Annotated in this window: 14 protein-coding genes; 13 read left to right on the top strand and 1 reads right to left on the bottom strand. The window is 65.2% G+C overall.

The window, feature by feature from the left end:
* Positions 1–162 precede the first annotated feature (162 nt).
* From LB529_RS09030 to LB529_RS08970, 13 genes are all read left to right on the top strand, one after another.
* The gene (locus tag LB529_RS09030; protein ID WP_224710870.1) at positions 163–1,533 is read left to right on the top strand and encodes a chemotaxis protein MotC; all 1,371 of its coding nucleotides are present in this window, start codon (positions 163–165) and stop codon (positions 1,531–1,533) included.
* Entirely contained in the window at positions 1,530–2,879 is a 1,350-nt protein-coding gene (locus LB529_RS09025; RefSeq protein WP_224710869.1) for a flagellar hook-length control protein FliK, read from the top strand. Before LB529_RS09030 ends, LB529_RS09025 begins: the two co-directional genes overlap by 4 nt.
* Positions 2,809–3,399, top strand: a complete 591-nt coding sequence (locus LB529_RS09020) for a transglycosylase SLT domain-containing protein (RefSeq protein ID WP_224524331.1) — start codon at positions 2,809–2,811, stop codon at positions 3,397–3,399. The genes LB529_RS09025 and LB529_RS09020 overlap by 71 nt, the downstream gene beginning before the upstream one ends.
* 221 nt (positions 3,400–3,620) lie before the next feature.
* Complete coding sequence (locus LB529_RS09015) at positions 3,621–4,289, top strand: response regulator transcription factor (RefSeq protein WP_095766367.1); 669 nt, start codon at positions 3,621–3,623, stop codon at positions 4,287–4,289.
* 91 nt (positions 4,290–4,380) lie between these two features.
* Complete coding sequence (locus LB529_RS09010; protein ID WP_224636748.1) at positions 4,381–5,634, top strand: flagellar hook protein FlgE; 1,254 nt, start codon at positions 4,381–4,383, stop codon at positions 5,632–5,634.
* Positions 5,635–5,663: 29 nt separating this feature from the next.
* Positions 5,664–7,115, top strand: a complete 1,452-nt coding sequence (gene flgK, locus LB529_RS09005; RefSeq protein ID WP_224710868.1) for a flagellar hook-associated protein FlgK — start codon at positions 5,664–5,666, stop codon at positions 7,113–7,115.
* A gap of 3 nt (positions 7,116–7,118) precedes the next feature.
* Complete coding sequence (locus LB529_RS09000) at positions 7,119–8,168, top strand: flagellar hook-associated family protein (protein WP_224710867.1); 1,050 nt, start codon at positions 7,119–7,121, stop codon at positions 8,166–8,168.
* A 31-nt stretch (positions 8,169–8,199) separates the two neighbouring features.
* Positions 8,200–8,547: a flagellar biosynthesis regulator FlaF gene (gene flaF, locus LB529_RS08995; protein ID WP_040989989.1), complete on the top strand. Its 348-nt coding sequence runs from the start codon at positions 8,200–8,202 to the stop codon at positions 8,545–8,547.
* On the top strand, positions 8,544–8,981 hold the full coding sequence (gene flbT / locus LB529_RS08990; protein WP_095766363.1) for a flagellar biosynthesis repressor FlbT: 438 nt from the start codon (positions 8,544–8,546) through the stop codon (positions 8,979–8,981). The genes flaF and flbT overlap by 4 nt, the downstream gene beginning before the upstream one ends.
* 1 nt (position 8,982) lies before the next feature.
* The gene (gene flgD, locus LB529_RS08985) at positions 8,983–9,390 is read left to right on the top strand and encodes a flagellar hook assembly protein FlgD (RefSeq protein WP_224710866.1); all 408 of its coding nucleotides are present in this window, start codon (positions 8,983–8,985) and stop codon (positions 9,388–9,390) included.
* 120 nt (positions 9,391–9,510) lie between these two features.
* Positions 9,511–9,777: a flagellar biosynthesis protein FliQ gene (gene fliQ / locus LB529_RS08980; protein WP_095766361.1), complete on the top strand. Its 267-nt coding sequence runs from the start codon at positions 9,511–9,513 to the stop codon at positions 9,775–9,777.
* A 160-nt stretch (positions 9,778–9,937) separates the two neighbouring features.
* A complete protein-coding gene (gene asnB, locus LB529_RS08975) occupies positions 9,938–11,803 on the top strand; it encodes an asparagine synthase (glutamine-hydrolyzing) (protein ID WP_224710865.1) in 1,866 nt (621 codons plus the stop codon).
* Between the two features lie 148 nt (positions 11,804–11,951).
* Positions 11,952–13,595: an MFS transporter gene (locus LB529_RS08970; RefSeq protein WP_224710864.1), complete on the top strand. Its 1,644-nt coding sequence runs from the start codon at positions 11,952–11,954 to the stop codon at positions 13,593–13,595.
* 99 nt (positions 13,596–13,694) lie between these two features.
* Here LB529_RS08970 and LB529_RS08965 read toward each other — a convergent pair whose 3' ends face one another.
* Positions 13,695–15,476: a chloride channel protein gene (locus tag LB529_RS08965; RefSeq protein WP_224710863.1), complete on the bottom strand. Its 1,782-nt coding sequence runs from the start codon at positions 15,474–15,476 to the stop codon at positions 13,695–13,697.
* Between the last annotated feature and the right edge of the window lie 182 nt (positions 15,477–15,658).

Below are 15,658 nucleotides of genomic sequence, written 5' to 3'. Positions count from 1 at the left end.
ACCGTCATCGGGCATGCGATGGAGCGCCTCGCCGTTTCAGCGAAACGGCGAACCGCTCCACCTCCTTGCCTTGGCGCAATTCCGAACGGAAGACCGCCTCACGCTTTTCCCGGAATAGCGCTGGCGCTGGCGCTGTTCGTTGCCGGGCCGTCATCGGTGGCCATGGCGCAGGACGCCCTGCAGCCCTATCAGCTGGTGCGTTCGCTGCAGCTGATCCAGGATCGCATTGCCGGCGGCGATCATGCCGCGCTGCCGATGCAGGCAAAACTCCTCGAAATGATCGACGCCCGGATGCGCAATGCCGATGCCGAGGATTTCAAGGAGCCGAAGAACTTCCGCGCTCTGCTCGTCTACGGCATGAGCGGCGGCAACCCGGTGACGGTCGCGGCGGCGGCTTCGCGCGCAATAACCGACCCGCAAAGCCTGGTCATCGCCAAAGGCGTCGTCGCCTATCTGAGCGGCCGGCCGGCCGAGGCGATCGAAATGCTGAAGCCGATCGATCCGATGGGCGTGCCCGCCGACCTCGGCGCCTTCCTGGCGCTGGTCAAGGGTTCGCTGCTTGCGACCGATGACCCTGCGGCAGCGCTGAACCTGCTCGACGAGGCGCGCCTGCTCAGCCCCGGCACGCTGGTCGAGGAGGCAGCGCTTCGCCGCTCCGTGGGCATCGCGGCCGCACAGGGCGACGCCGCCCGTTTCGCGCTAGCCTCGACCCAGTATGTCGCCTCCTACCTCTATTCGCCTTACGCCAGCCAGTTCGCCGATGCCTTTGTTTCCGGCGTCATCACGCTGCACATGGCGATCAGCCAGGACAAGATCGCCGACATCACCTCGATGATGGATCCCGAGCGCGAGAAAGTGATCTACCTGCGCATCGCCCGCCGTGCCGCGATCGACGGGATGACCGAGCTCTCGGCTTTCGCCTCGGCGAAGGCCGAGCTGGGCCGCAACGGCAACGGCGGCCGGGACGACCCGCGCACTCAGCTCTATTCGAGCCTTTCCACCATGACATCGGCCAATGTCGATGAAGTGCGCGCCAAGCTCGGCAAGATCGATCGCGGCAAGCTTTCGCAAGGCGACCGCGACCTGCTCGACGCCGCGCAGGCCGTGGCGGGCGAAGTGATGGCGCCGGTGAAAGCGCCCGCAAATGCCGAAACCGCACCGACAATCGTTGCAAGAGGCGACGGAGCTAAATCCGCGACCGAAGCCTCAGCTGACCCGGCCAGTGCGGACTTGCCTCCCGTGGAGGGAGCGATGCCCGAACAGGCAGCGGTCGCGGTGAGCGATCCGCCGGTCGCGCCGAGCGACCAGGCGAAAGACACGCCGCCCGCCGCTTCGCCGCCCCCTGTCCCGCAGCCCGCGCAAGCATCGGCTGAAACCCTGGCGGCCGCTCCGGCTCCGACCGGCGCCGCGCCGGTGGTTAAGGCATCCGCGCCGGCGAAGCCCGATATGCAAGACCCGATCGATGCGGCGGTCACCAGCACGCGGCGTCAGCTCGACCAGATCGACCAACTCCTCGGAGCAGCCCCAAAATGACCAGCGTCAACCAGACCTTGCCGGGCTTTGCTTCGACACAGGCCCAGTCCCGGCAGCACACTGCCGGCGACAAGGTTGGGGATCAGAATTTCGGCAAGATGGTGCATGGGACCGAGAGCCCACAGGACAAGCACACGGCCGGACCGGTAATACCGAACGCGCATCCGGCAAGGCGCTTGCCGGCCAATGCCGGCAGGCATGAGCCGGACCAGGACCCGCAGGGGAAAACCGGTTCGCAGAAGGCGACGGGAAAGTCCGCGAAGACCGACGGGCAATCCTTATCCGCGAAGCAGACCGCAGATAAGGATACCGCGGCGCAATCCGACGATCCCGCGCCGCTGCAGGACCGCTTGCCGTTGCTGATGGCGCTGGGCGACATGAAGCATTTCGCGCAATCGTCGGGCGCGGGCGGCGCTGATGGTGAAGAAGCCGCCGGCGACCACGGATCGCTGGAACTGCGGCTGCGCGCCGGCAAGCGCACGGCGATCGACAGTTCCGCCGAGCCGCTGTCGCGATCCTCCCGTTCGACGGCAGCGGACGATTCCGGCCCCGATTTTGGGCTAAAGCCGATGAAGGCGCAAATGGCTCTCGATATGGCGGGCCGGCGTGATGCCGATGCCTTGCCGGCGCAAGGGGATGATCCGGCGGCCGGTAGCCCGTTGCCGCCGCAAGGCTGGCGGCCGGCTTCCGCATCCAAGGCTTCGCTGCAATCGCAGTCGGCCGCGCAGCAGACTCCGGGCAAGCCGTCTTCTTCCGCCGGACGCATGGAAGTCGTCAGCCAGCAGAGCTTCCCGGCGCCGGCGCAAAATCCGATCGGCCAGACGGCATCGGCGCTGGTTGAAGGGCTTGCCTCCGACAATGGCATCCAGCAAGCCTTTGCAAGCGCCTCGACGGGCCTCCAGACGACCAATTCTGTTGCCGTTCCGACACACGTGCTGAAGATCGAGCTGCACCCTTCGGAGCTCGGATCGGTTGTCGCCAGCCTGCGGCTCTCGGGGGAGCGACTTTCGATTGAGATGAAGCCCGAGACACATGAGGCATACCGCCGTCTCACCGCCGACAGCGACGCCGTCGTCAAGTCGATGCGCAGCCTCGGCTTCGACGTCGACAAGGTCACCATCCTGCAACCCTCGATAGCGACGCATGTGGCCAGTCGCGCCGACGCAACCAGCGCCATGCCGATGTCGACAGGCCGCGACCAGCCTTCGTTCCAGCCTGGGAATTCGGGCGGCAACGGCGCGGGCGGCGGCCGGCAACCGGGAAGGAACAATGGCGATGGCGCACAGGAATTCGGTCGACCCGCTTCGCCTCTTCGCGAGCGTGCTGACGACGATATGTATATCTAGTTTCGCTGCCGGCGCGGCCAGCGCCGCAGCCAATCCCTGCGAGCCGGAGATCCTGCGCGCCGCCGATCGCTACGGGGTGCCCGCCGGAATCCTGTACGCCGTCGGCCTGACTGAGACCGGAAAGAAGGGCAGCCTTCAGCCTAATGCCTTGAATATAGAAGGAAAAGCTGTGTTTCCTCGCAGTCGCGGCGAAGCGCTCGCCGCATTCGAGAACGCGCGTCGCGAGGGCAAGACGCTGATCGATCTCGGCTGCATGCAGATCAACCATCGCTATCACGGCGCGCAGTTCCGCAGCGTCGAGGACATGCTCGACCCGCATCGCAATGTCGACTACGCGGCGCGCTTCCTGGTCAGCCTGCATGCCCGGCACATGACCTGGTCAATGGCCGTCGCCCGCTATCATGCCGGCCCCGACAACGACCCCGCGCAGAAGGTCTATGTCTGCCGCGTCATCGCCAACATGGTCGCCACCGGCTTCGGCAAATGGACGCCGAATGCCAGCACCTTCTGCAATCAGTAGTTGTTGTACGTGAGAGCCGGTCGACCTTCGCCAGCCTATCCGCCGGCGCCGATATTCGTCGGCCAACAGTTGGCGCGAATACACCAGCGCAACCGCTTTTATTACGGCTCCCAAAAAAACTCCCAAGAAAATAGCTACAAGAAATGATGGTTTTTCAGGATTCATCGAGCCGGGTACGCCTTTCCCCACGGGGCAAGTGAAATGATTCGGAGGGCGGGCCGATGATCGTGATCGTTGACGAGCGAGAGCTCGTGACAGAGGGCTACTCTTCACTTTTCGATCGCGAGGGGGTGGCCACTGCCGGCTTTGCGCCAGGCGAATTCGGCGAGTGGGTGAGTTCCGCCGCCGACACCGATCTCAGATCCGTCAGGGCCTTTCTCATCGGCGACTGCCGCGAAGGCGCGATATCGCCGCGCCAGATCCGCGACCGCACCGGCGCGCCGGTGATCGCCCTGAGCGAACATCACTCGCTCGAGCACACGCTGCGGCTGTTCGAAAGCGGCGTCGACGATGTCGTGCGCAAGCCGGTGCATATCCGAGAGATTCTCGCCCGCATCACCGCCATCCGCCGCCGCGGCTCCGAAGAGGCCGCCTATACCGAGGTCGGGTCGATGCGGATCTTCATGGACGGCCGCGATCCGGAGATCAACGGCGAGCCGCTGCCGCTGCCGCGGCGCGAGCGGCGCATCCTGGAATATCTGGCCGGCAACCGCGGCCGGCGCGTGACCAAGACCCAGGTCTTCAACGCCATCTACGGCATCTTCGACGAAGAGGTCGAGGAGAACGTGGTGGAGAGCCATATATCGAAGCTGCGCAAGAAGCTGCGCGAGAAGCTCGGTCACGATCCCATCGATTCCAAGAGGTTCCTCGGCTACCGGCTGGTGTTTTGATGGCCGCGCCAGGCCCATCCCGCGCCAGCCTCGCGCAAGACACGAGGCATAGTTTTACGGCCTGCTACCCAGGCACTGCGGAGATCCATCGATGAGCCTCTACGGAATGATGCGGACCGGCGTTTCCGGCATGAACGCGCAGGCCAACCGCCTCTCCGCGGTGGCCGACAACATCGCCAACTCCGACACCACCGGCTACAAGCGCTCTTCGGCCGAGTTCTCGTCACTGATCATGCCCGGCACCGGCGGCGCCTATAATTCCGGTGGCGTGACCACCACGATCCGCTCGGCCGTCGGCACGCAAGGCGTCATGACCTACACCACCTCGGTGTCCGATCTTGCCGTCAACGGCGACGGCTTCTTCGTCGTCCAGGATGCCGGCGGCACGCCCTATCTCACCCGCGCCGGTTCCTTCGTCCCGGATGCGCAAGGGCGGCTGGTCAACGCCGCGGGTTACCAGCTCATGGCCTACGACTACGCCAATGGCGATCCGGCAGCGACCGCCAACGGCTTCGAGGGCCTCGTGCCGGTGCAGATCTCCGATCAGCAAATGACGGCGACGCCGAGCACCGAGGGCCTGTTCTCCGGCAACCTGCCCGCGGGCGCGACGCCGCCCTCCGGTCCGCTGCCGTCCAGTAACAGCGCGACCGCCGAATACACGTCGAAAACCTCGCTGGTCGCCTATGACAATCTCGGCAACAAGAAGCTGCTCGACGTCTATTTCACCAAGACCGGCACCGGAACATGGGAAGTCTCGGTCTTCGATCAGTCGAAGGCGACCCCCGGCACCTCCTTCCCCTATACCGGCGGTGCGCTGGGATCGGCCAACCTCACCTTCGACACCACCACCGGCAAGCTCAGCGGCACGACCACGGGCGTCTCCTTCACCGTTCCGGGCGGCCAGACCCTCAACCTCGATCTCTCCAAGCTGACCCAGCTCGGCACCGGCTTCACCGTCGCAGACGCCAAGGTCAACGGCAACGCCCCGAGCTCCATCCAGAAGGTTCAGATCGGCCAGGACGGCGTCATCTACGCTCAGTTCGCGGACGGCTCGACCAAGGCGCTTTACAAGATCCCGCTTGCCGACGTTCAGAGCCCCGACAATCTCACCGCAATGCCCGGCAACATCTATGTGCAGAGCACCGACTCCGGCGCCGTCCACATCGGCTTTGCCAATGAGGGCAAGCTCGGCTCCATCGTCTCCGGGGCGCTCGAAAACTCCAACGTCGATATCGCCGAGGAACTGACCAACATGATTGCGGCGCAGCGCAGCTACACCGCCAATTCCAAGGTCTTCCAGACCGGCTCGGACCTGATGGACGTCCTCGTCAACTTGAAGAGATAAACGACGGGCGCCGCCCGTGAAAGATCAGCATGTCGCTTTCCTCCGCACTAAGCATTGCCCAATCGGCGCTCCTGGCCACGTCCAAGCAGACCAGCGTCGTATCGCGCAATGTGGCCGACGCGTCGAACCCTGACTATACCCGCCGCATCGCCGTGGTGACCAGCACGGCGCCGGGCGCCCGGGCGGTGGAAATCCAACGCGCCGCGAACGAGCTCCTGTTCCGCCAGAACCTTTCGGCGCTGTCGGCATGGAGCGGCCAGAGCGCGCTTTACAACGGCATGGATCAACTCGAACTGTCGGTCAACGGGGTCGACAACGCGTCCTCTCCCTCGACGGCCATCGCCAAGCTGCAACAATCTCTGCAGCTTTACGCCACGACGCCATCGAACCAGAACCTCGGCACCAGCGTCATCGATGCCGCCAAGCAGGTGGTGAATTCTCTCAACAGCGGCACCAAGGCGATCCAGGACTTCCGCACCCAGGCCGACAGCCAGATCGCCACCGCCGTCGACGACCTCAACTCCCTGCTCGGCCAGTTCCAGGATGCCAACAAGGCCGTCATCTCCGGCACGCGATCTGGCACCGACGTGTCCGACGCGCTCGATCAGCGCGACGCCCTCCTGAAGAGGATATCGGAATATGTCCCGGTATCGACCTTCACGCGCGGCGACAACGACATGGTCGTCACCACCAAGGACGGCACGACACTGTTCGAGACCGTGCCGCGCTCGGTGACCTTCGCGCCCTCGGCCGGCTATTCGGCCGGCACGCCCGGCAACACGGTCTACATCGACAATGTGCCGGTCTCGGCCGGCACTGGCGACAACGCGACCGCCGACGGCAAGCTTGCGGGCCTGCTGAAGCTGCGCGACGGCGTCGCCTCAACCATGCAGAGCCAACTCGACGAGATCGCGCGCGGCCTTATCACCGCGTTTGCCGAAACCGCGCCACCGCAGCCCAATGCGGCCGGCCTGTTCACATGGTCCGGCGCGCCGGCAATCCCGGCCGCCGGCACCCTGGTCGACGGCCTCGCCGGATCGATTGGCGTCAACGTCGCCTTCGATCCGAGCGCTGGCGGCAATCCCGCGCTGTTGCGCGACGGCGGCGCCAACGGCGCGGCCTATATCGTCAACACCGGCAACGCATCCTATTCGGACCTTCTGATCAGCTACGGCAACAAGCTCGATCAGCCGATGGCCTTCGATGCCTCGGCCGGCATCGCCGTCAGCTCCGGCGTCTCCGACTACGCGGCCAATGCCATCGGCTGGTTCGAAGGCGTGCGCCAGCAGGCCTCGACGAATGCCGACAGCAAGCAGGCGCTGGCGGCGCGAACGGCCGAAGCGCTGTCCAACGATACCGGGGTCAATGTCGACCAGGAGATGTCTCTGCTTCTCGATCTCGAGCACACCTATCAGGCCTCGGCGCATATGATGAAGACCGTGAGCGACATGCTGGACGCCCTGATGAGCGCGGTAGGATAATTCATGAAAGCGACAGCCGTTTCCTCAGCCGCCATCTCCAACGCCCTGCGTTACCAGCAAGCGAAAATGCAGGCCGACCTTGTGAAGGCGACGACGGAATCCACGACCGGCAAGGTCGCGGATGTCGGTCTGGCGCTGGGCGGGCGCACGACCCAGGCCGTCACCTTCCAGCGCGACCTCGACCGGCTGAACGGCATCGTCGATTCCAACGCCCTCGTCACCGCGCGACTGACATCGACCCAGGATTCGCTCGGCCAGATCGCCGGTGCCGCGCAGAGCTTCCTGTCGGCGCTGACCAGCGGCGTGTCGGGCGACTCCTCGACCAGCATCCTGCAGACCGCCGGCGCCTCGGCGCTGCAGCAGATGACGGGTATCCTCAACACCAGCGTCAACGGCGAATATCTGTTTGCCGGCACCAACACCGACGTCAAGCCGATCGACGATTTCAACGCCACGGGCTCGCCGGCCAAAGCCGCCTTCGATGCCGCCTTCTCGAGCTATTTCGGCTTTGCCCAGACCGCCCCGGCGGCGGCCAACATCACCGCTGCCCAGATGGACGACTTCATCACCACCAAGGTCGAGCCGCAATTCCTGGGCGCCGGCTGGCAGGCCAACTGGTCGAGCGCCACCGATGAGCAGATCACCAGCCGCATCTCGCTCAACGAAACCACGCAGACCTCGGTCAGCGCCAACGAGCAGGGTATCCGCAAGCTCGCCATGGCGTCCGCCATGGTCAGCAGCCTGCTTACCGGCAGCATCAGCGAGGCCGCCCAGAACGCCGTCGTCAGCCGCGCGCAGGCGCTGGTCGGCGAAGCCATCGGCGGCATTACCCAGGTGCGGGCCGAAACGGGCCTTGCCCAGCAGCGCGTATCCGACGCCAGCGACCGCATGAAGACCCAGGTCGACCTGTTCGAGAAGCATATCGTCGATCTCGAAGGCGTCGATCCCGCGGAAGCCGCTACCCGGGTCGCCGACCTGACGCAGCATATCGAGACCTCCTTCGCCTTGACCGCGCGTCTGCAGCAGCTCAGCCTGCTGAACTATCTGACTTGAACACGTAAACCGGAACGCCAGAGCGCCGACGATGTATCAATTCTCCTACGCCGACATCCAGACCGACTCCGTCGCCGATGCCAAGGACCGGGAGCGGCAATTGCTCACCCGGTCGATCGACATGCTGGCAGCGGCAGCAGCCGTCGGCACTGAGTCGATGGAAGCCGTCGAGGCGCTGCATTTCACCAACCGCATCTGGACCACCTTCGTTGAGGATCTCGGCTCCAGCGACAACGCCCTGCCCAAGGAACTGCGCGCCAACCTGATCTCGATCGGCCTATGGCTGCTGCGCGAGACGGAAGACATCCGCCAGGGCCGCACCAACAATTTCGAAGGACTGATCGAGGTCTCCCAGATCATCCGAGACGGCATCCAATGACCAACACGCTGAAGATCTCGCTAAAGCCCAACGAGAAGATCTATATCAACGGCGCGGTCATCCGCGTCGACCGCAAGGTCACCATCGAGTTGATGAACGACGTGCAGTTCCTGCTCGAAAGCCACGTCCTCCAGGCCGATCAGGCCTCTACGCCGCTCAGGCAGCTTTATTTCATCGTGCAGATCATGCTGATCAACCCGCTCGGCGCCCCCGAGGCGCGCGAGATGTTCCGCCGCTCGCTGCCGATGCTGATCGCAAGCTTCGACAACCAGGACATCTGCAAGAGCCTGAAGCAGATCGACCGGATGGTCGGCGAGGATGAGATCTACGAGGCGCTGAAAGCGATCCGCGCGCTCTATCCGCTCGAGCGCAGGGTGCTCGAAGACGATGACGACATTTCCCAAACGCCGCGCGCACTGGCTGTAGGAGCATAAAATGGCCGTCGACATGACGACAACGATCCCGGTTGGCGCCAACCAGGCCAGCCAGAAGACTTCCAAGACGGCGGTTGACTACCAGTCGTTCCTGAAGCTCCTGATCGCCGAGATGAAGAACCAGGATCCGACCAAACCGATGGATTCCACGCAATATGTCGCGCAGCTCGCCACCTTCTCCCAAGTCGAGCAGTCGGTGCAGAGCAACACCAAGCTCGACCAGATCATGCAGTCCTCGGCATTGTCGCAGGCCGATGCGCTGATCGGCCGCTCGATCACCTCGGCCGACGGCAAGACAACCGGAACGGTGGCTTCGGTGACGCTCTCCAGCAGCGGCCTGATCGCCGTGCTGCAGGACGGCACCCAGGTTCCCGTCGGCGCGGGCGTGTCGATCAAGCCGGCCGCATAAGCAGGTCTCCCGAAAATGGGGCCGGTTTCGGGGCAAAGACATGCTTAAATCAAAACAAAAACAGGTCGCGTGAACTGTTTTTCATGCGACCCGCTTTAGCGGGCTCGCGAGAGGTCAGCCATGAACGAGGCCGATGCCCTCGATATCGTCCAGTACGCCGTGTGGACGGTTCTTACCGCTTCCGCTCCCGTGGTGCTGGTGGCGATGGTCGTCGGCATCGGCATCGCGCTCATCCAGGCGCTGACCCAGATCCAGGAAATCACCCTGACCTTCGTGCCGAAGATCGTCGCCATCATGCTCGTGGTGGCGCTGACCGGCCCCTTCATCGGCGGCCAGATCTCGGCCTTCACCAACGTCATCTTCGAACGCATCGAGCACGGCTTCTGACGCAAGGCGGCGAGCGTCGGGTAGCCTTTCGCCCCGACCCGGGTGATCTTGCAGCGGCATCTGTAGCAGCTAGATTGTGAAGCGCGCCGGCATCGGTCGGCGCCCTTGTCCTAAGCCACTTTCAGGAAGCGATGCATCAGGCAAGAACGGCCGGCGGGCCATGTGCGCAATAGCCGGCGTCTGGCGAAAGCGCGATCCGATCGGCAGCGGCGATCGTCGCGACGTCGCGCGCATGATGCAGGCATTGGCGCATCGCGGTCCCGACGATCACGGCAACTGGAACGACGCCCGCCTGGCGCTCGGCCATCGCCGGCTGACCATCATCGACCCATCGCCCGCCGCGCGCGAGCCGATGCTGACCGCGTCCGGCGACGGTGTGCTGTGCTACAATGGCGAGGTCTATAATTTTCGCGCGCTGCGCAGGTCACTGGAGGCGGAAGGCCTGACGTTCCGCACGGTGTCCGACACCGAGGTGGTGCTTCAGGCCCTGCATCACTGGGGCCCGCAAAAGGCGGTGCCGTTGTTCGACGGCATGTTCTCCTTCGCCTATTTCGATGCCAGCGCCGGCGCCTTGTGGCTTGCCAGGGACAGGCTGGGCATCAAACCGATGTCGGTCGCCGAGACCGGGGACCGCCTGCTGTTCGCCTCAGAGGACAAGGCGATCCTCGCCTGCCACGACTTTACCCGCCGGATCGACACGCGCGAGCTGACGCTGCGGCTGGCTTGGCAGAGCCGCGATTCGAGCTACAGCGTCTTCGACGGCATCGAGCGCCTGCCGCCGGCCGGCCTCTGGAAGATCACGGCGGATGGCATCGAGAAGCGCCGCTTCTGGCACGTTCTCGACATCCTGGAGACCGCGCGCATCCCCGGCGACAAGACATCCGACGCCGAACATATGGCGACGCTCCGGACACTGCTCGAGGAAAGTGTCGAGCTGCATTGCATCGCCGATACCAGCCTTGCCACCGCCTGCAGCGGCGGCATCGATTCCGGCCTGATCACCGCGCTTGCCAAACGCTTCAGGCCTGAGATGCATGGTTACGTTGTCGACCCGAAGCTCGGCCGCAGCGAGGCCGAGGATGCCGAGCGGACCGGTCGGCATGTCGGCGTCAGCCTGCGCCGGGTGCCTTTGGACAAGGACCGGTTCCTCGAACTCTGGCCGCGCGCGGTCTGGCACCTCGAAACCGACGGCTGGCATGCCAGCCACGCGGCGCTGCTGGCGCTTGCCGAGCAGTGCCGCGCCGACGGCGTTAAGGTGCTGCTGACCGGCGAGGGTTCCGACGAGCTTTTCGGCGGCTACAAATGGCAGGCATCGACAGTCAGGCTCTGGCGCCAGTCCTGGCTGCAGCGCCTGTTCCGGTCGAAGGCCGGGCGTGACCGCAAATTCGCTGAATTGCGCCGCGCCCCGTTCCGCAACTCGATCGGTCGCGGCTCGCCGACGGACCGCGCCATGGCGCTCAGAGCCCTGTCCCCCGAGCTGAACTTCCTGCAGACCAAGCTGTTCGACAGGTTGGACGGTGTCGCGCCGCCCGGCGATCGCGCTTTCCTGGCAAGCTGTTTTTACGACCTCTATTCGCACCTGCAGGACCTGCTGCACCGGCACGACCGGTTGAGCATGGCGGCGTCCGTCGAGCTCAGGGTGCCGTTCCTCGAGAACCGGCTGATCGACTTCGCCCTTCATTTGCCGCGACGGCAGAAATATCGCGACGGGACCGGCAAGTGGCTGCTCAAGAAGGTCGCCGAACGCCATCTGCCGCGCGAAAACATTCGCGCCGCAAAGAACGGCTTCGAGATGGATGCCGCTTTTTCGGCTGGCACGCAGGGCCTGCTGCGCGGTGGCCTGCTGCGCGACGCGATGAAATGGTCTGCTTCCGAATTGGACGACCTGATCGACATGGCAAGCAGCCAGGAAACGTCGCGCCTGCGTCTCGTCGGCATGGAAATGCTGCTCAGGCTTTACATGAATGGCGAGACGGCAGGCGGCCTGACCGAGGCCCTGCATGCCGAGGCGAGAAACGCGACATAGCCAGAAGTTGGTCCAGACAGGCCAGATGCTTGGCTTAAAGCTTCGCCGACGCATTTTCGCCTTTGCCATCCTGTTGTTGGGTCGCACTCTTTGGCGAGTCGCCCGCCTGCGGGCGCGGCGAGCCTCTATAGCGGACGAAGGCGCAACCATGATCGACGACGAGCCGGAAAGCGAACGCGTCTCCGCGCTGGCGCCGTTCCGGCACGGCATCTTCCGCGCCGTCTGGTCGGCCAGCCTGGTGTCGAATTTCGGCGGCCTGATCCAGGGCGTGGGCGCCGCCTGGATGATGACCACGATCGCCACCTCGCCCTACCAGGTGGCGCTGGTCCAGGCCTCGACCACCTTGCCGATCATGCTGTTCGCGCTCGTTGCCGGCGCCATCGCCGACAGCTTCAACCGCCGCAAGGTGATGCTGGTGGCGCAGACCTTCATGCTGGTCGTCTCGGCGCTGCTGACCTTGTTCACCTGGCAAGGCTGGATGACGCCCTGGACGCTGCTTGCCTTCACCTTCCTGATCGACAGCGGCACGGCGCTGAACAGCCCGTCATGGCAGGCCTCGGTCGGCGACATGGTGCCGCGCGCCAAGGTGCCGGCGGCAGTCGCGCTCAATTCGCTGGGCTTCAACATCACCCGCAGTGTCGGCCCGGCCATAGGCGGCGTCATCGTCGCCGCCGCGGATGCGGCGGCCGCCTTCGCCGTCAACGCCGTGAGCTATATCGGCCTGATCGTCGTGCTCGCCCGCTGGAGGCCGGCGCTGCCCGAGCAAACCCTGCCGCGGGAGTCGCTCGGCGCGGCGATGGGCGCCGGTCTGCGCTATGTCGCCATGTCGCCCAACATCGCCAAGGTGCTGGTCCGAGGTTCGGCCTTCGGCTTCAGCGCCGGCGCGGTGCTGGCGCTTCTTCCCCTGGTGGCGCGCGATGTCGTCAAGGGCGATGCGCTGACCTACGGCATCATGCTCGGCGCCTTCGGCATCGGCGCGGTCGGCGGCGCGCTGATCAGCGTGCGGCTCAGGCAGCTGCTGTCCAGCGAGACGATGGTGCGCATGGCCTTTAGCGGCTTCGCGCTCTGCGCCCTCAACGCCGCAGTCAGCCACAATGCCTGGCAGACATCGGCGGGCCTGCTCATCGGCGGCGCCTGCTGGGTGATCGCGCTCTCGCATTTCAATGTCACGGTGCAGATGTCGACGCCGCGCTGGGTGGTCGGCCGCGTGCTGTCGATCTACCAGACGGCGACCTTCGGCGGCATCGCGCTGGGCAGCTGGATCTGGGGTGTCGTCGCCGACGCGCATGGCGCGGAGAGCGCGCTGACCGCGGCGGCGGTCGCGATGCTCGCCGGCGGCGCCATCGGCTTCGTCCTGCCCTTGCCGCGGCAGACGGTGCTCAACCTCGATCCGCTCAACCGCTTCAAGGAACCGATGCTGGCGCTCGACCTCAAGCCGCGCAGCGGCCCGATCGCCATCATGATCGAGTACATCATCCGCGAGGAAGACGTGCCGGAATTCCTGGCGACCATGGCCGAGCGCGGCCGCATCCGCCGCCGTGACGGCGCCCGCAACTGGACCTTGGCCCGCGACCTCGAAAATCCGTCGGTGTGGATCGAGCACTACCACACGCCGACCTGGGTCGAGTATATCCGCCACAACCGGCGCGCCACTCATGCCGACGCCGTGGTCGGCGAACGCATCCGCGCGCTGCACAGCGGCGACAACCCGCCGCGCGTGCGCCGCATGATCGAGCGTCCGACCACCGCCGGCACGACGCTTGTCTCGCCGAAGGGGCCGATCGATCACTGATCGCACGTCGTCCGAAGCCTGCTTCGGCGTGCAAAGGGTCGACGATCAGTCGGCGCTCTGGATCATGTAGAGCTTGCGAGTGGCTGTGCCGTCGACCGACTAGCCCTCGCCGGAAAGATCCCGCCGCGCCTTGTCGAGCTCTTCGGCATAACGGCGCATCAGATGGCTTTCGGTGAGCAGGCCAAGCACGATGCGCTCGTCGAAATCCTCGACCACGGCAAGTTCTTCGGCCCCGGTGCGCTGGAAGGTCTCGGCGGCGGTCTGGACATTCATCGACGGCACCAGCACCGCGTCCTTGAACTGGGCGAGCGCGCTCACCGGCATTTCGCCATCGGAGCGATCGCTGTGCAGTTCCGGCACCAGCAGCATGCCGACATATTGGTCGGCCTGCTCGACGGCGATGACCCGCTGCGCCGAGCCGAGCGGGATCTCCTTGCGGAATTCGGAGAGCGTGGTCGAGGCGGGAATGGTGCGGACGTCCTTGCGCATCATCGTGCCGACGGTGAGGCTGCGCATCCAGCCGACGTCATGGGCGCTGCGGATCGTTTCGCCGCGCAGGTGGAAACGCCAGGTCGAGAAGGAGTAGCCGAAGGTCTCGCGCACCAGGATCGCCGACATGATCGAGGCGGCCAGCACCACGCCGGTGAGCGTCAGGTCGCGGGTGGATTCCAGCGCCAGGAACGTCATGGTCAGCGGACCGCCGACGACGCCCACCGCAAGCGAAGTCATGCCGACGACGGCGGCGACCGCCGGGTCGATGCCAGCCGACGGCGCGGTCAGCGCCATGACGCCGGCAAAGACCTTGCCGAGCAAGGCCCCCAGGAACAGCGAGGCGAAGAACAGGCCGCCGCGGAAGCCCGAGCCGAGCGAGACGGCGGAGGCCGCCAGCTTCATCACGAAGACGCTCGCCACCACGGGAAGGGCATAATTCATGGCGAACTCGCGGTGCAGCGCGCCATGGCCGCTGGAGAGCACCTGCGGCGTGACCAGCCCGAGCAGGCCGACGAAGATGCCGCCGATGAACGGCCTGACCGATACGTCGATCGACAACCGTACAAAGAGCCGCTCGACGATGCTCACCAGATGCATGATCGCGATCGAGGCAGCCCCGCCGAGCAGCCCCAGCAGCAGGAACGGCACATACTCGCCGGCGGTCAGATTCGGCAGACCTGAGAGTTCCAGCGGGAACGGTACGCCGCCGAACATTTCCGCCGTCAGCGAAGCGGCGATCGCCGCCGCCATCACCGGCGCCACATTGGCGACGGAGTAGATGCCGATGACCAGCTCGAAACCGTAGAAGGCGCCGGTCAGCGGCGCGTCGAAGGCGGCGGCGATCGCGCCGGCCGCGCCGCAGCCGACCAGCATGCGGACATCGTTGCGGCGCAGCCGGAAAGCGCGGGCAAGTCGGGAAGCTACGCCGGAGCCGATCTGCGTGTAACCGGCTTCCAGCCCGACCGAGGCGCCGAAGCCGCTTGAGATCATCGTCTGCGCCACGATGATGAAAGTATCCGTGAGCGACATGCGCCCGCCATAGAGGGCGTTGGCTTCGATCGGGTCGACAGGTGTGCGGAACTTGCGCTTTCTGAGCCAGATGAGGGAAAGGCCGAGCAGCAGGCCGCCGATCGCCGGGAACATCGCCTGCACCGGATCGGCAAGCGAGAACATCGCCGAAAGCCTGCCGCCTGGCTGCACGTCGAACAGCAGGTAATGCATGCCTTGCACCAACGCGCTCATGCCGGTGACCAGCGCGCCCGCGATGACGCCGACCATGCCGGCCATCAGCACGATCACGATGCCGCGCGCCTCGAGCACGGGGATCGAGCTGATCAGCACCGCGCGAAGCCGGCGGGCGTAAACTTGTGGGTCGTTTCTGGCAGGCAACGAAGCGGCTCGCCGGTATGCGAAAGATAAGAACTGCCGTGCCTGATACGCGCGGCGGCTTTGCGTGGCAATCGCAATGCCGACCGCATGTGGCGCCATTTTGGCGTTGCGCCGCATTAGTCTTAAGCAAGACTTGCCGCGTGACCAGGAGATAGACTTAGTCGGGCACCGGTATGGTGAAA

It is taken from the genome of Mesorhizobium sp. CA5 (assembly GCF_020165105.1).
In the GTDB taxonomy this organism is placed as follows: domain Bacteria; phylum Pseudomonadota; class Alphaproteobacteria; order Rhizobiales; family Rhizobiaceae; genus Mesorhizobium.
Note: the sequence above shows the minus strand (reverse complement) of the source record. Positions and strands in the feature narration are given on the sequence as shown.

Bases quoted from the DNA above. Each gene is read 5' to 3' on its own strand.
- LB529_RS09030 (WP_224710870.1), top strand. From the start codon at position 163: ATGGCGCAGGACGCCCTGCAGCCCTATCAGCTGGTGCGTTCGCTGCAG.
- LB529_RS09025 (WP_224710869.1), top strand. From the start codon at position 1,530: ATGACCAGCGTCAACCAGACCTTGCCGGGCTTTGCTTCGACACAGGCC.
- LB529_RS09020 (WP_224524331.1), top strand. From the start codon at position 2,809: ATGGCGCACAGGAATTCGGTCGACCCGCTTCGCCTCTTCGCGAGCGTG.
- LB529_RS09015 (WP_095766367.1), top strand. From the start codon at position 3,621: ATGATCGTGATCGTTGACGAGCGAGAGCTCGTGACAGAGGGCTACTCT.
- LB529_RS09010 (WP_224636748.1), top strand. From the start codon at position 4,381: ATGAGCCTCTACGGAATGATGCGGACCGGCGTTTCCGGCATGAACGCG.
- flgK (WP_224710868.1), top strand. From the start codon at position 5,664: ATGTCGCTTTCCTCCGCACTAAGCATTGCCCAATCGGCGCTCCTGGCC.
- LB529_RS09000 (WP_224710867.1), top strand. From the start codon at position 7,119: ATGAAAGCGACAGCCGTTTCCTCAGCCGCCATCTCCAACGCCCTGCGT.
- flaF (WP_040989989.1), top strand. From the start codon at position 8,200: ATGTATCAATTCTCCTACGCCGACATCCAGACCGACTCCGTCGCCGAT.
- flbT (WP_095766363.1), top strand. From the start codon at position 8,544: ATGACCAACACGCTGAAGATCTCGCTAAAGCCCAACGAGAAGATCTAT.
- flgD (WP_224710866.1), top strand. From the start codon at position 8,983: ATGGCCGTCGACATGACGACAACGATCCCGGTTGGCGCCAACCAGGCC.
- fliQ (WP_095766361.1), top strand. From the start codon at position 9,511: ATGAACGAGGCCGATGCCCTCGATATCGTCCAGTACGCCGTGTGGACG.
- asnB (WP_224710865.1), top strand. From the start codon at position 9,938: ATGTGCGCAATAGCCGGCGTCTGGCGAAAGCGCGATCCGATCGGCAGC.
- LB529_RS08970 (WP_224710864.1), top strand. From the start codon at position 11,952: ATGATCGACGACGAGCCGGAAAGCGAACGCGTCTCCGCGCTGGCGCCG.